Here is a 13,588-nt window from a genome sequence, read left to right on the forward strand (position 1 = left end):
ATACTACGAATATTAGGAGGACAGGATGCGCGAGATCAGCAAAGAAGAGTTTAAAAAGAGTATTATCGAAAATGTAAAGAACCAGTACCGCAGAACGATCGACGAGGCGACACCGCAGCAGATATTCCAGGCTGTGTCCTATGCGATCAAGGATGTGATTATCGACGACTGGATTGCAACTCAGAAGCAGTTTGACGAGACAGGCGCAAAGAAGGTATATTACCTTTCTATGGAGTTTCTGATGGGACGTGCGCTTGGTAACAATATCATCAACCTGGGTGCGAAAAAAGCAGTGAAGGAAGCACTGGAAGAGCTGGGTTTTGACCTCAATGCGATTGAGGATCAGGAGCCGGATCCGGCACTTGGAAACGGCGGTCTGGGGCGTCTGGCAGCATGTTTTCTGGATTCCCTGGCAACGCTTGGTTATCCGGCTTACGGCTGCGGCATCCGTTACCATTATGGTATGTTCAAGCAGAAAATTAAAGACGGCTACCAGGTGGAGGTGCCGGATGAGTGGCTGAAAAACGGTTATCCGTTCGAGCTTCGCCGCCCGGAGTATGCGACCGAGGTTAAATTTGGCGGTTATGTCAAGACCGAGTGGGACGGTGGGCGCAACCATTTTGTACAGGAAGGTTATCAGTCTGTTCTGGCAGTTCCGTATGATATGCCGATTGTCGGCTACGGCAACAACGTAGTCAACACCCTGCGTATTTGGGATGCACAGCCGATCGACACGTTCAGCCTTTCTGCATTTGACAAGGGTGATTACCAGAAGGCGGTCGAGCAGGAGAATCTGGCGAAGAACCTGGTTGAGGTCCTTTATCCGAACGACAACCACTATGCGGGTAAAGAGCTGCGTCTTAAACAGCAGTATTTCTTCATTTCTGCCAGCTTACAGGTTGCTCTGAAGAAATTCAAAGAGACAAACGATGATATTCACAAACTGCCGGAGAAGATCGTATTCCAGATGAACGATACGCATCCGACCGTGGCAGTTGCTGAGCTGATGCGCCTGCTCCTGGATCAGGAAGGCTTAAATTGGGATGAGGCGTGGGGTATCACAACAAAATGTTGTGCATACACCAACCACACTATCATGGCAGAGGCGCTGGAAAAATGGCCGATCGAGCTGTTCTCCCGCCTGCTTCCGCGTGTATACCAGATTGTGGAAGAGATCAACCGCCGTTTTCTGATCGAGGTACAGAATAAGTACCCGAATAACTACGAGAAAGTTAAAAAGATGGCGATCATCTTTGACGGTCAGGTCAAGATGGCGCATCTGGCGATCGTAGCCGGATATTCCGTCAACGGTGTGGCAAAACTTCACACCGAGATTCTGAAAAATCAGGAGCTGAAAGATTTCTACGAGATGATGCCGGAGAAATTTAACAATAAGACAAACGGTATTACCCAGCGTCGTTTCCTGCTGCATGGCAACCCGCTTCTGGCAGACTGGATCACGGAGCAGATTGGCGACGAGTGGATTACCGATCTTCCGCACCTGGCAAAATTAAAAGTATACGTCGATGATCCGAAATTCCAGCAGGAATTTATGAACATCAAGTATCAGAATAAACTGCGCCTGGCAAAATACATCAAGGAGCACAACGGCATCGACATTGATCCGCGTTCCATTTTCGATGTACAGGTAAAACGTCTCCATGAGTACAAGAGACAGCTTTTAAATATTCTTCATGTAATGTACCTGTATAACCAGCTCAAAGACAATCCAAACATGGATATGGTTCCGAGAACCTTTATTTTTGGTGCGAAAGCAGCGGCAGGTTACCAGATTGCCAAGAAGACGATCAAACTGATTAACTCTGTAGCAGATGTTATCAACAATGATAAATCCATCAATGGTAAGCTGAAAGTTGTGTTTATCGAAGATTACCGCGTTTCCAACGCAGAACTGATTTTTGCGGCAGCGGATGTCAGCGAGCAGATTTCCACCGCCAGCAAGGAGGCGTCCGGTACCGGCAACATGAAGTTCATGCTGAACGGTGCGCTGACGCTGGGCACGATGGATGGTGCGAACGTGGAGATCGTCGAGGAGGTAGGCAAGGAGAACGCATTTATCTTCGGTCTGAGCGCTGACGAGGTTATCAATTATGAGAACAACGGCGGTTACAACCCGGAGGAGATCTTCAACACCGACCAGGATATCCGCCGCGTGCTGATGCAGCTCATCAACGGCTACTATTCACCGCAGGATCCGGAGCTGTTCCGCGATATTTACAATTCTCTGTTAAATACAAAGAACAGTGCCAAGGCAGATACCTACTTCATCCTGAAAGATTTCCGTTCCTATGCGGAAGCACAGAGACGCGTCGAGGCAGCTTACCGTGACGAGAACTGGTGGGCGAGAGCAGCCATGCTCAACACAGCAAGCGCTGGTAAATTCTCCTCTGACCGTACCATCGAGGAGTATGTGCGCGACATCTGGCATCTGGAGAAGATCCATGTGGACGATGATGATGTAAAGGCACTGTAAAAGGAGTAAAAAGAGGGAGGACACACTATGAGAGGATACAGAAAAAGACCGGGGACACAAGGATTTTCGGTTCCTCTTGTGGGTGCTTCCCTCTTTTTTATCATTTCGCTGTTTTTGTTTGCTTCTTATAAAAACAGCGCCTATCAGCAGGCGAAAAAGGAAATCTATTCGCTTTATACGGCGAACCGGGCGTTTGATCTGGATGAGGTGTATCAGGACGGTCTGACGGCGATCTATGCGAAAGAGTATGGAAAGACGGCAACCGAGGCTGGATGCGAGGCGCTGGAGCAGACGGGGCTTCCGTATGTCCTTTTATTATCGCAGTTTTCCGCACCGGTGGAACGCGTGTATGTGACGAACTGTCAGCTGAGCGAGACGGGGCGGGATAAGAAGGCGCGGACGTATGACTACACGGTTTCGGTGCGTTTCTGCCTGGAAAAAGGCGATGAGGTGCTGGCACCGGAGAAGACGATGGACTTTCATGGAACTGTGGTGATGAAGAAAAAGGGATGGTTCCGCTGGCTGCTGGATGGTGTGACGCTGGGGGAGTAAAAGAATGATAGAGGGGAAACTGGAAGAGACTGCAAAGGGCGGCGGAGGAAAAGCCGGAGCGTAGACTTGTGATATTTTTTGAGTGCCTGTCATAAGATAAGGAAGGCAGAGAAAAGAAGCAGGTTTGTAAGGCATTGAAACCATAAGTTTACTGGTATGGCAAAACAGAAAATGCGTGAAACCGTACTGGAACAGTCAAAACAGGAGAACCGAAATGAAGAAGAGAACTGCCGCCGTACTGGCGGCTTTTTTGATCCCATATATCACAACACTGGCAGTTTCCGGGCGTGTGCAGGGGGCGGATGGAGGAAAAATCGGAGGAAATTCAGATAGAACATCTGGAGGGGGAAGTCAGACGGATGGTCGGCAGATCCTTCTGGATCGGGAGGATGGCGTCCGCAACAACGGAACCGGGTATGCTGTCCCACTGGAAGAATATCTGATCGGTCTGACTGCAGTGCAGATTCCGGACGGCTATCCGAAGGAGGCAGTCAAGGCGCAGGCAATTCTGGCGCGGACGGCGCTGTACCGGGAGATGGACGGGGCGGATTCGATCGAGGAATCGGCGTTAGATATGGATTATCTGGAGCCGGAGCAGATCGAGAGCCGGTTTGAGGCGGCTGGAATGCCGGAATATTACCAGACGATCTGTGGGGCGGTGCGGGAGAGCGCAGGACAGACGGCGATCTGGGATGGGGATTATATTGAGCCGCTGTTTCATGCAGTGAGCGCGGGGCGGACGCGCGAAGGGGATGAGGCGCATCCGTATCTGGCGTCGGTTGCGGCAAAGGAGGATGAGGGCGCTGGCGGCTACCTGACGCGGCAGGGCATGACACGGGAAGAACTGAAAAAACGTCTGGAAGAAGGACTGAATGCATTGGGAGAACACCCGGATCTGGAAAATTTGGAAGAAGAGCGGATTCTGGAGGAAATTCAGATCGTGAAACGGGACAGCGCCGGTTATGTGGAAACCGTGCAGATTGGGGCGGAGACGTACAGCGGGGACGCGGTGCGCTATGCGTTAGGCGTGCCGTCGCCAGCTTTTTCCCTCGAGGAAGACGGGAACGAAATCCGCTGTGTTACTTATGGGCGCGGGCATGGTTACGGGTTGTCGCAGTACGGGGCGGGACTCATGGCGGAGAATGGGAGCAGCGCGGAAGAAATTTTAAAGCATTATTTTAAAAATATTCAAATCGTTTCTGAATAAAACGATTCACTTCGGCAAGACTAATACCGAGGTGATAAACGTGAAAAATAAAGTAAGACAGTTATTCAGGGACAAACTTGTTCTGGTAATGACAGTGCTTGGTCTGCTGACAATCGTAGCCGCAGCAGGAACCGTAAAAATTCGAAAAGATAATGCGCAGGATGGAAGAAATCCGTATCTGGATGTGCCGCAGACGGAGGGAATCCTGGCGGAAGAGATGCCGCAGAACCGTTTAGAAGAAAACGACGGACAGGCGGAAACACGCGCACAGGTGGCAGGAAGTTCGGATGCCTCGTATTCGGTCAATAACCGGGATGAAGCCGATCAGAAGCCGATGGAGGAGGAAAAAGAGAGCAGTCTGGGAGCCGGAGCAGCTGCCGCACGCGCACTTTCCTACAATGGAACCGATCGCTTAAGCTGGCCGGTCCAGGGCAATGTAATTCTCGATTACAGCATGGATTCGACCATCTATTTTCCGACGCTCGATCAATACAAATGCAATCCGGCGCTCATTATCCAGGGCGATGTGAGTGAACCGGTCGCCGCACCCGCCGAGGCGCAGGTAACCGAAGTCGGTTCTAATGAGGAGATCGGCAATTATGTTGTGCTGGATCTGGGAAGCGGCTACACGGCGGTCTGTGGACAGCTCAAGGACGTTCAGGTGGCGCAGAAGCAGTATGTGGCAAAAGATACGACGCTCGGATATGTGGCGGAGCCGACCAAATACTATTCGATTGAGGGAAATAACGTATATTTCGAGCTGATGCACGACGGAGAACCGGTGGATGCACTGGATTATCTGGAATGATAGGCTGAAATGCTGTTTTTAATGTGCCTTGCAGGCTGGCTCTGGCTGTGGCGGAAATTGGAAATGAAGGGATAAGGTTGTGTTTTGTGACAGGTGGTTTTGAAACAGAAAGCTGCTGTATGAAAACATGAAGACAGGGAATTTTGTTGACTTGATACTGTTTGCGGGTAGGCACTTTTGGAACCGAAAGTGCCGTAAGAAAACGTGGTGGCAGCAGGAATTTGCCGTATTTGAATGCGAAGCCACGGCAAATTCCGTTACTGTTCACGCATGCGTGAACAGTAACTTGACTTGAAGCAAGGCGGGCAGCTAATTTGCTCTGCCTTGTTTTTCTGCCAATATTTGATATACTATAGGTAAAGTAAGAATATTTTCAAAGACCAAAGGCTGTCAATGTAGGTTATAAATAAAAGTTACTATAAATTGAACGATTTAATAAGGAGGACAAAGATGGAACAGGAACTGCTGAAGAATAATTTTGAACGTCACGGATTTAAAACGAGTTTCTTTGATACAAAGAAGGCTGCGTCGGACTATCTGAAAGATCAGATTTCCGGGAAAAAAGTTGCGATAGGCGGAAGTGTGACGGCACAGGAGATGGGACTTTATGAGGCACTTTCCGAGAAAAATGAGGTGATCTGGCACTGGAAAAAGGCAGGGCGCGAGATGCTTGTGGAAGCGAGAAGTGCCGAGGTGTACATAACCAGCGCTAATGGTGTTTCCAAAACCGGAGAACTGGTCAATATCGATGGAACCGGAAACCGCGTGTCGCAGACTTATTCGGACCGGAAAAAGTATATTTTGTCATTGGAAACAATAAAGTCTGTCCGGATTTGACATCTGCGATGGAACGTGCAAAACAGATCGCAGCACCGAAGAACGCAGCCCGTCTGCAGGTCCAGACCCCGTGTGCGAAAACGGGCGTCTGCGTAGACTGCAACAGCCCGGCACGGATTTGCCATTCGATCGTGATCCTGGAGCGTCCGAGCAATGGGATGGAAGTAGAGGTTGTGTTTGTGGATGAGGAGATGGGTTATTAGGAGCGGAATATAGTTACTGGTCACGGGTATGAACAGTACCGATTACAGAAAAATTTGATGGAAAAATAAGGATTTCTTTATATCTTTTTTGGACGGATTTGGTATAATCAAGAAGAACGAAGGCAGATTTGAACGAAAATATACAAAATCTACAGATACGTATGGGGGACGTATGGGGAAAGATGAAAGGAGAACAGGTAAACCATGAATATATTATTTTTTCTGACACCGAAAAGCGAAGTCATTTATGTGAATGAGGAGGACACGGTTGGGCAGGCAATGGATACGATGGAAAAGTACAAGTATTCTGCGGTGCCGATCATCACGAAGGCAGGGCGTTACGCAGGAACATTAACCGAGGGCGACTTGCTGTGGGGACTCAAAAATAAGACAGATCTGGTGCAGAAAGGACTAGAAAAAGTGCGGATCACTGAGATTCCACGCCGTTCGGATAATCAGCCGGTACTTGTCAATGCGGATATGGAAGATCTTCTGGGAAAGATCATGAACCAGAATTTCGTGCCGGTGCTGGATGATCAGAAAAATTTTATCGGTATTATTACCAGAAAAGATGTTATCAGTTACCTTTGTAAAAAATAGTACATAATGATCGCTCTGTTTTTCAGCGGCGATCGCATTTATATATTTCCTGCATAAGATAAAGTATAACTGCTTTTGTAGGAGAATGAAATATGAATGGTTATCAGGATAACTCCAGCCGGAAAAATGCCTGCCGTTCGGGAATGCCTCTTATGTCATGCCCGGTGGCAGGCATTTCTGGCAATCGTTGCATAAATACCGCACCGCCAACCTGTCCGCCGGAAATACCTTGTGCTGGTTCGGTGCATCTTGTTTCGGAAAATGGGGCATTTTGCCCGCAGGGTCCAGAAATCCGACCTGCCCGCCCGTATCCGCAGACAGGAGGGAACAGGCCGCCGCAGACATTTCTGGGAGGCGGAAATTATCCGGTCGGCATGGGATATGTACCGATTCAGTCCTGGCAGCAGCCGTATGCGCTGGAAACCGCATTCAGGCGGGGAACTATTTTTCCGGATCTGGATCTGCCGTTTATGATGGGAGGTGCCTGCTGATGAATGAGACTGCCAGAAAATTGATGAAACGGATTGATGATGCCAGCTTTGCAATGGATGATGTGATTCTCTATCTGGACACCCACCCGGATGACAGGAATGCGCTGAATTATTACCGGTATGTGGTGGCACTTCGGAAAGAAGCTGTTAAAGCGTATGAGGCATCGTTTGGACCGCTCACGATCGAGGATGCGGACGATGCATGCACATGGTCCTGGCTTACAGAGCGCTGGCCGTGGGAAGGGGAGGTGTAGCGTATGTGGAGATATGAAAAAAGATTACAATATCCAGTCAATATCAAGACGCCGAATCCGAAGATCGCGCAATATGTAATGAGCCAGTATGGCGGTCCTGACGGCGAAATCGGAGCCTCTATGCGCTACCTGTCCCAGCGGTATACGATGCCTTATAAGATGCAGAAAGGACTTCTGACCGACATCGGAACCGAGGAACTCGCCCATATGGAGATGATTGCCGCCATTGTCCAGCAGCTCACGCGCAACCTTACTCCGGCACAGATCGAGTCATCCGGGTTCGGACCATACTATATCGACCACACCACGGCAATCTGGCCGCAGGCAGCAGGCGGAATCCCGTTCAATGCGTGCGAGTTCCAGTCGAAGGGCGATGCGATCACGGATTTATATGAGGATATGGCAGCAGAGCAGAAAGCCCGCACAACCTACGACAATATTCTCCGCGTGGTCAAAGATCCGGAAGTATGCGATCCGATCCGTTTTCTGCGCGAGCGCGAGATTGTACATTTTCAGCGGTTTGGTGAAGCTTTAAGAAATGTACAGGATCACCTGAGCAGTCGTAATTTCTATACGTTTAACCCAGAGTTTGATAAAGTGAAAGCGAAGGGATAAAACAAAAACCTCCGTAAACAATGTCAAATTCATTCTTTACGGAGGTTTTCAAACCAGCACCGAGTGCGGATAAATCCGAACCCTCAACCTCCGCCAGTGTGATGGTCTTAGAACTGTTCTTACAGTTAAAAGTAAGGAATTATCTTGTCCTCATAAAGATACACCGCATTTACAAAACTGTCAATCAGTCTTTGCCGCTGTTCCCGCTTTGTCACATCAAATTTACGGAAGCGGTAAATGAAAAATGCTATCTGTTCTCTTGTAAGCAGGGGCTTGTGCATTTCCTCCTGCAAAATGCTGACTTCAAGCTGCCTTTTGGTTTCCTCCAACTCGTCCAGTCTTTGCTTGGTGGACGGAGTAAAAATCCCTGCTTGAATGGAGTTGAGCATATTGTTAATACCTTTTTCCGTTTCTGCAAGCTACTTTTTCAAAAGAGGCAGATCGGTGCTTTCTTTCTTCTGCAACTCCATCAGCGTATCAATCAGTCGTTCCATGACTTCATCATTCATAATTGCTTTCATACAGTAATTGAGCGTACATATAAATTAGAGGAGACCGAGGCAGTGATGCAGAAACAGATCCGGGTGGCAAACCATCGGATCGCAGATTTGGAAAAGCAGATGGAGGGATAAGGTATGCAGATTAAAGATTATGTAAAGCCGGAATTACTTGTGGTAGCAGTAGTGCTGTACTTTATTGGGATGTGGCTGAAGCAGAGTGAGACAGTGAAAGACAAATACATCCCACTCATTAATGGGCTGATTGGCGTTGCGATTTGTGCCATCTATGTGTTCGCCACCTGTGCCTGCGGCAGTGGTCAGGATATCGCGCTGGCAGTTTTCACGGCACTTACACAGGGCGTCCTTGTGGCGGGATTGTCTACGTATGTAAACCAGATTTTTAAGCAGTCAGGAAAAGAAGAGTAGAAGGAGGCGATCCGACTATCTCCCGCGGCAGTTCGGGGCATGGCTGCCGTTGCGGCATCGCAACAATAGGGGAAAATCGACGAAAGCCGATAGTAGGAATAAAAACCCCCAAGGAGTCGCGATCCTTGGGGGTTTTGTCGTTGCCTGTGATGGACAACTACTATCTCTTAGCCTATCGGCATTATAGCATATGCGAAAATTCTTTGCAAGATACCCCGGAAAACAAAATGTCATATTTTTCATATCATAAAGAAAAGAGGACAAATCTATGAGAGATATCACATTATGCCATCCACGTCTCCAGCGCATTGCGTCCGCCTGGATCAAAGCCTGTGCGACCGAGGGTATCACAGTAGCCATCGGAGAGACACTGCGGACGGTGGCGGAGCAGGACGCTCTGTACGCGCAAGGACGTACCAAGCCTGGCAACATTGTAACCAATGCCAAAGGCAATAGCTATAGCAGTCAGCATCAGTGGGGGATTGCCTTTGATTTTTATCTTAAGATGGATGTGGACGGCGATGGCAGCGTGTCAGACGATGCCTACAATGACAGCACAGGTATGTTTAAAAGGGCCGCAGAGCTGGCAAAAGCTTTAGGACTTGCCTGGGGCGGAGACTGGCGTAGCATCGTGGACAAGGCACATCTTTATCTGCCGGACTGGGGCAGCGGCACCAACATTCTTAAACAGCGTTACGGCACCTTTGAGGCGTTTAAAAAGACCTGGCCTAAAATGGATGTAGCGACAGTCAAAGCCGACAGCGATGCCGGAGCGGCGGATCTCAAGGACATCAAGAGCGGCGCACACGGCTTGAGCATCACTGCATCTTCGCTCATCATCCGGACAGCTCCGGCAGGTGCTGACTCTGGCAAGCGATACAGTAAGGATCAGCAGGTGCAGCCGATCCGGAAGTGTTTTGTCAGCGGAGCACCGTGGATCCAGACTGCGGACGGCTGGGTGTCTGGCAAGTATCTTACTGGCTGGGTGTGCCAGGACGGGCGCTGGTGGTATCTGCTGAGTGGGTACACCTACCGGCACGATGCAGTCTGCCAGATTGACGGGCAGGCGTATGCGTTTGATTCGGATGGCTGGATGATTACCGCAGATCGGATAGCAGAGGACGGACATATACGATAAAATATGATGAAAAACACAATATAAGCGCATAATAAGGGGCTGTCATTCCTTGAAAATAAAGGAAAAACAGCCCTTTTTCGTGTGATATTTCCCCAGAAAAAGGGGTTCTTTATACTGAAATATGCTTTCGTGGTAGATGCTCCAAAAACACCGGAAACCCTTGTAAATAAAGGAAAAATCCAGCATTTACAAGAGTTTCCGCATCCATCAAAAAAAGCAGATAACGGGAATCGAACCCGCCTTTCCAGCTTGGGAAGCTAGCGTTCTACCGATGAACCATATCTGCAAATATATATTAAGTATACTGTTTTTTCTGAAAAAGTCAAGAAATTTATCTTGCCAAAAAGGGAGGAAAGTTACTGTACACGGGTAGGCACTTTTGGGACCGAAAGAGACAAATATATTCAAAACGCCCACAAAATCCCCTCTTAACACAATTTATATTTCAAAAACTCGCAGAAGGTGTTATAATAATTCCGTATAGATTAGGGCGCGGTTTTCAGGCACCCTTTTTCCGTCATAGGAAAGTGTTAAGGCACATTTTTTATTTTGTATATAAATCTGTATCGGTATGGCGGATAAACAGAAAATAACGGAGGAAACTATGGATATAATCATTATCGGATGCGGCAAGGTTGGTACGACGCTGGCGGAGCAGCTTGTCCGGGAGGATCACAATGTGGTGATGATCGATACGTCTGCGGAGCGGATGCAGCGGGTGTCAGATGATATCGATGCGATCAAGCTGGTGGGAAATGGTGCCAGCATTTCCATGCAGATCGAGGCAGGTGTGCAGACGGCGGACATGCTGATTGCCGTGACAGGGTCGGATGAGATGAACCTTCTCTGCTGCCTGATTGCGAGAAAAGTGGGGCATTGCCACACGATTGCGCGTGTGCGGAATCCGATTTACAGCAACGAGCTTACCTTTATCAAGCAGCAGCTGGGAATTTCCATGATTATTAACCCGGAATATGCGGCGGCGACGGAGATTTCGAGAATTCTGCGCTTCCCGTCAGCGATCAAGATCGATCCATTTGCCAAGGGAAAGGTAGAGCTTCTGAAATTTAAGGTAAAACCGGAGTTTAAGCTGGACGGGCTTTCGGTCATGGATATTGATAGCCAATTCCGCTGCGATGTCCTGATCGGCGGTGTTGAGCGCGGCGATGAGGTGGCGATCCCGGATGGTAAATTTGTGATTAAAAACGGGGATATGGTGTCGATTATCGCTTCCCCGGCAAATTCGGCAGAATTTTTCCGCAAGATCGGCATCCAGACAAACCAGGTCAGAAATACGATGATTGTCGGAGGCGGTACGATTGCTTATTATCTGGCGAAACTTTTGGCTGCGATGAAGATCCGGGTTAAAATTGTGGAGAAAGATAAAGCGCGTTGCGAGGTTCTGACAGAGCTTCTGGACGATGCGTTGATCCTCAACGGTGACGGAACGGACCGGCAGCTTCTTCTGGAAGAGGGGCTGATGACGGCGGAGGCATTTGTCACTCTGACGAATATGGATGAGGAAAATGTATTCCTTGCGCTGTATGCGAAGGAAAATTCCAGCGCGAAGCTGGTGACAAAGGTTAATCGGATCGCCTTTGACGAGCTGATCAGCAAGCTGGATCTGGGAAGTCTGATTTATCCGAAATACATCACGGCGGACTACATTTTACAGTATGTGCGCGCGATGCAGAATACCATCGGCAGCAATGTGGAGACGTTGTACCATATTCTCGACAGCCGGGCGGAAGCGCTGGAGTTTGTGATCCGCGAGGAGTCGGAAGTGACGGGCATTCCGCTGATGAATCTGAATCTCAAGAACAACCTGCTGATCGGATGCATCAACCGCGGCGGCAATATCAAGATCGCGCGTGGACAGGACTGCATCCAGCAGGGCGATACAGTGATCGTCCTGACGAGTCAGAAAGGTCTGCGGGATATCCGCGACATCCTGAGAAAGTAGGCGGCATAGATGAATTATTCGATTGTATTTTATATCATAGGCTGGATCCTGAATTTTGAGGCGGCTTTTATGGTGCTTCCGACGGTAGTGGCACTGATTTACCGTGAGTCAGAGGTATGGTGTTTTCTGGCAACGATGGCAGTATGCCTGATGGTTGGTATGCTTCTGGTACGCCGGAAACCGAAAAATCAGATCTTTTATGTGGCGGAGAGCTTTGTGGCGGTTTCTCTAAGCTGGGTTTTACTCAGTGTGATGGGAGCAGTGCCGTTTGTATTAAGCGGCTATATTCCAAATCCGATCGATGCCTTGTTTGAGACGGTATCGGGCTTTACGACGACCGGTGCAAGTATTCTGAGCAATGTGGAGCAGCTGCCGAAATGCTTATTATTCTGGCGAAGTTTTACGCACTGGATCGGCGGTATGGGCGTTCTGGTATTTCTTCTGAGTGTCCTGCCGATGGTGGGCGGTTCCCATATGAATTTGATGAAAGCGGAGAGCCCAGGACCGATCGTGAGTCGTCTCGTTCCGAAGGTTCAGATGACGGCGAAGCTGTTATACCAGATTTATCTGGGAATGACGATTCTTGAGGCTGTGATTCTGATTCTTGGGAAAATGCCGATTTTCGACGCGATCACGATCACGGTCGGAACAGCAGGTACGGGTGGTTTTGCAATCCGGAATGATAGTCTGGCGAGCTACACGGCATTTCAGAAAAATGTCGTGACGGTGTTTATGATTCTGTTCGGAGTGAACTTTAACTTTTACTTCTTTCTGCTGATGCGGAAGATGGGACAGGCCTTTAAAATGCAGGAGGTCCGGGCATATTTTCTAATCATTGCATCGGCGGTTGGCATCATTACAGTCAATACGGTAGCACTCTGCGGCAATGCACTGCAGGCATTCCAGGATGCGGCATTCCAGGTCGGTTCGATTATCACGACGACCGGTTATGCCACGGTGGATTTTGATAAATGGCCGCAGCTTTCAAGAACGATTATGGTACTTTTGATGTTTATCGGCGCCTGCGCGGGCAGTACCGGAGGCGGTATCAAGGTGTCGCGTGTTTTGATTCTGCTTAAATCGGTAAAAAAGGAGCTGAAACAGTACCTGCACCCGAGTGCAGTGGAGAAGATCAAAATGGATGGAAAGATCGTGGAGCATGAGGTTGTGCGCTCGACGAATGTGTTTATGGTTGCGTATGTGCTCATTTTTACGGTATCTGTTCTGCTGATTTCTCTGGATGAATACGATCTGGTGACGAATTTTACGGCGGTTACGGCTACGTTTAATAATATCGGACCGGGTCTGGCGCTGGTCGGACCGACCGGAAACTTTGGATTTTTCAGTAATTTCTCAAAAGTGGTTCTGATTTTTGATATGCTGGCAGGACGTCTGGAGATTTTCCCGGTACTTCTGCTGTTTTCAAGGGAAACCTGGAAGCGGTTCTAGGGAAGGAGAATGCGGATGGATATACTGTTCTTTTTAACGGGGTGTCTGGGA

15 protein-coding genes and 1 tRNA gene are annotated in these 13,588 nt (G+C 48.9%); 14 read left to right on the forward strand and 2 right to left on the reverse strand.

Annotated features, from left to right (window positions below):
- Positions 1–25: 25 nt before the first annotated feature.
- The 10 genes from DW085_RS02430 (at position 26) to DW085_RS02470 (ending at position 8,061) form a co-directional block, all read left to right on the forward strand.
- On the forward strand, positions 26–2,494 hold the full coding sequence (locus DW085_RS02430) for a glycogen/starch/alpha-glucan phosphorylase (protein ID WP_118491199.1): 2,469 nt from the start codon (positions 26–28) through the stop codon (positions 2,492–2,494).
- Positions 2,495–2,521: 27 nt separating this feature from the next.
- Positions 2,522–3,046: a hypothetical protein gene (locus DW085_RS02435; protein WP_106999704.1), complete on the forward strand. Its 525-nt coding sequence runs from the start codon at positions 2,522–2,524 to the stop codon at positions 3,044–3,046.
- A gap of 214 nt (positions 3,047–3,260) precedes the next feature.
- Positions 3,261–4,253, forward strand: a complete 993-nt coding sequence (locus tag DW085_RS02440) for a SpoIID/LytB domain-containing protein (protein ID WP_118491201.1) — start codon at positions 3,261–3,263, stop codon at positions 4,251–4,253.
- Between the two features lie 40 nt (positions 4,254–4,293).
- Positions 4,294–5,061, forward strand: coding sequence for a M23 family metallopeptidase (locus DW085_RS02445; RefSeq protein WP_118491203.1), 768 nt, complete (start codon positions 4,294–4,296; stop codon positions 5,059–5,061).
- 450 nt (positions 5,062–5,511) lie between these two features.
- The gene (locus tag DW085_RS02450) at positions 5,512–5,898 is read left to right on the forward strand and encodes an LUD domain-containing protein (RefSeq protein ID WP_284525698.1); all 387 of its coding nucleotides are present in this window, start codon (positions 5,512–5,514) and stop codon (positions 5,896–5,898) included.
- A complete protein-coding gene (locus tag DW085_RS20130; protein ID WP_284525699.1) occupies positions 5,895–6,101 on the forward strand; it encodes an LUD domain-containing protein in 207 nt (68 codons plus the stop codon). Before DW085_RS02450 ends, DW085_RS20130 begins: the two co-directional genes overlap by 4 nt.
- A gap of 204 nt (positions 6,102–6,305) precedes the next feature.
- Positions 6,306–6,701 carry a CBS domain-containing protein gene (locus DW085_RS02455; RefSeq protein ID WP_022360124.1) on the forward strand — a complete coding sequence of 132 codons (396 nt, stop codon included), beginning with the start codon at positions 6,306–6,308 and terminating at the stop codon, positions 6,699–6,701.
- A 92-nt stretch (positions 6,702–6,793) separates the two neighbouring features.
- Complete coding sequence (locus DW085_RS02460) at positions 6,794–7,192, forward strand: spore coat associated protein CotJA (RefSeq protein ID WP_233430131.1); 399 nt, start codon at positions 6,794–6,796, stop codon at positions 7,190–7,192.
- The gene (locus tag DW085_RS02465; protein ID WP_022360123.1) at positions 7,192–7,446 is read left to right on the forward strand and encodes a spore coat protein CotJB; all 255 of its coding nucleotides are present in this window, start codon (positions 7,192–7,194) and stop codon (positions 7,444–7,446) included. Before DW085_RS02460 ends, DW085_RS02465 begins: the two co-directional genes overlap by 1 nt.
- A gap of 3 nt (positions 7,447–7,449) precedes the next feature.
- A complete protein-coding gene (locus tag DW085_RS02470) occupies positions 7,450–8,061 on the forward strand; it encodes a manganese catalase family protein (protein ID WP_118293749.1) in 612 nt (203 codons plus the stop codon).
- A 125-nt stretch (positions 8,062–8,186) separates the two neighbouring features.
- Here the strand turns inward: DW085_RS02470 and DW085_RS19005 are convergent, their stop codons facing one another.
- Entirely contained in the window at positions 8,187–8,450 is a 264-nt protein-coding gene (locus tag DW085_RS19005; RefSeq protein WP_182430745.1) for a hypothetical protein, read from the reverse strand.
- 246 nt (positions 8,451–8,696) lie between these two features.
- Between DW085_RS19005 and DW085_RS02480 the strand changes: the two genes are divergently transcribed.
- Both DW085_RS02480 and DW085_RS02485 read left to right on the forward strand, forming a co-directional pair.
- Positions 8,697–8,987, forward strand: coding sequence for a phage holin family protein (locus DW085_RS02480; RefSeq protein WP_022359091.1), 291 nt, complete (start codon positions 8,697–8,699; stop codon positions 8,985–8,987).
- Positions 8,988–9,255: 268 nt separating this feature from the next.
- Entirely contained in the window at positions 9,256–10,125 is an 870-nt protein-coding gene (locus DW085_RS02485) for a M15 family metallopeptidase (RefSeq protein WP_118491205.1), read from the forward strand.
- A gap of 215 nt (positions 10,126–10,340) precedes the next feature.
- Here the strand turns inward: DW085_RS02485 and DW085_RS02490 are convergent.
- Positions 10,341–10,411, reverse strand: a tRNA-Gly gene (locus DW085_RS02490).
- A 318-nt stretch (positions 10,412–10,729) separates the two neighbouring features.
- Here DW085_RS02490 and trkA point away from each other — a divergent pair.
- Both trkA and DW085_RS02500 read left to right on the forward strand, forming a co-directional pair.
- Positions 10,730–12,088, forward strand: coding sequence for a Trk system potassium transporter TrkA (trkA, locus tag DW085_RS02495; RefSeq protein ID WP_117795754.1), 1,359 nt, complete (start codon positions 10,730–10,732; stop codon positions 12,086–12,088).
- Between the two features lie 9 nt (positions 12,089–12,097).
- Positions 12,098–13,537 carry a TrkH family potassium uptake protein gene (locus tag DW085_RS02500; RefSeq protein ID WP_118491207.1) on the forward strand — a complete coding sequence of 480 codons (1,440 nt, stop codon included), beginning with the start codon at positions 12,098–12,100 and terminating at the stop codon, positions 13,535–13,537.
- Positions 13,538–13,588 lie beyond the last annotated feature (51 nt).

The organism is Clostridium sp. AF50-3 (assembly GCF_003477445.1).
Lineage (GTDB): Bacteria > Bacillota > Clostridia > Lachnospirales > Lachnospiraceae > Otoolea > Otoolea fessa.

Coding starts and splice junctions, on each gene's coding strand:
- DW085_RS02430 (WP_118491199.1), top strand. CDS start 26: ATGCGCGAGATCAGCAAAGAAGAGTTTAAAAAGAGTATTATCGAAAAT.
- DW085_RS02435 (WP_106999704.1), top strand. CDS start 2,522: ATGAGAGGATACAGAAAAAGACCGGGGACACAAGGATTTTCGGTTCCT.
- DW085_RS02440 (WP_118491201.1), top strand. CDS start 3,261: ATGAAGAAGAGAACTGCCGCCGTACTGGCGGCTTTTTTGATCCCATAT.
- DW085_RS02450 (WP_284525698.1), top strand. CDS start 5,512: ATGGAACAGGAACTGCTGAAGAATAATTTTGAACGTCACGGATTTAAA.
- DW085_RS02455 (WP_022360124.1), top strand. CDS start 6,306: ATGAATATATTATTTTTTCTGACACCGAAAAGCGAAGTCATTTATGTG.
- DW085_RS02460 (WP_233430131.1), top strand. CDS start 6,794: ATGAATGGTTATCAGGATAACTCCAGCCGGAAAAATGCCTGCCGTTCG.
- DW085_RS02465 (WP_022360123.1), top strand. CDS start 7,192: ATGAATGAGACTGCCAGAAAATTGATGAAACGGATTGATGATGCCAGC.
- DW085_RS02470 (WP_118293749.1), top strand. CDS start 7,450: ATGTGGAGATATGAAAAAAGATTACAATATCCAGTCAATATCAAGACG.
- DW085_RS19005 (WP_182430745.1), bottom strand. CDS start 8,450: ATGCTCAACTCCATTCAAGCAGGGATTTTTACTCCGTCCACCAAGCAA.
- DW085_RS02480 (WP_022359091.1), top strand. CDS start 8,697: ATGCAGATTAAAGATTATGTAAAGCCGGAATTACTTGTGGTAGCAGTA.
- DW085_RS02485 (WP_118491205.1), top strand. CDS start 9,256: ATGAGAGATATCACATTATGCCATCCACGTCTCCAGCGCATTGCGTCC.
- trkA (WP_117795754.1), top strand. CDS start 10,730: ATGGATATAATCATTATCGGATGCGGCAAGGTTGGTACGACGCTGGCG.
- DW085_RS02500 (WP_118491207.1), top strand. CDS start 12,098: ATGAATTATTCGATTGTATTTTATATCATAGGCTGGATCCTGAATTTT.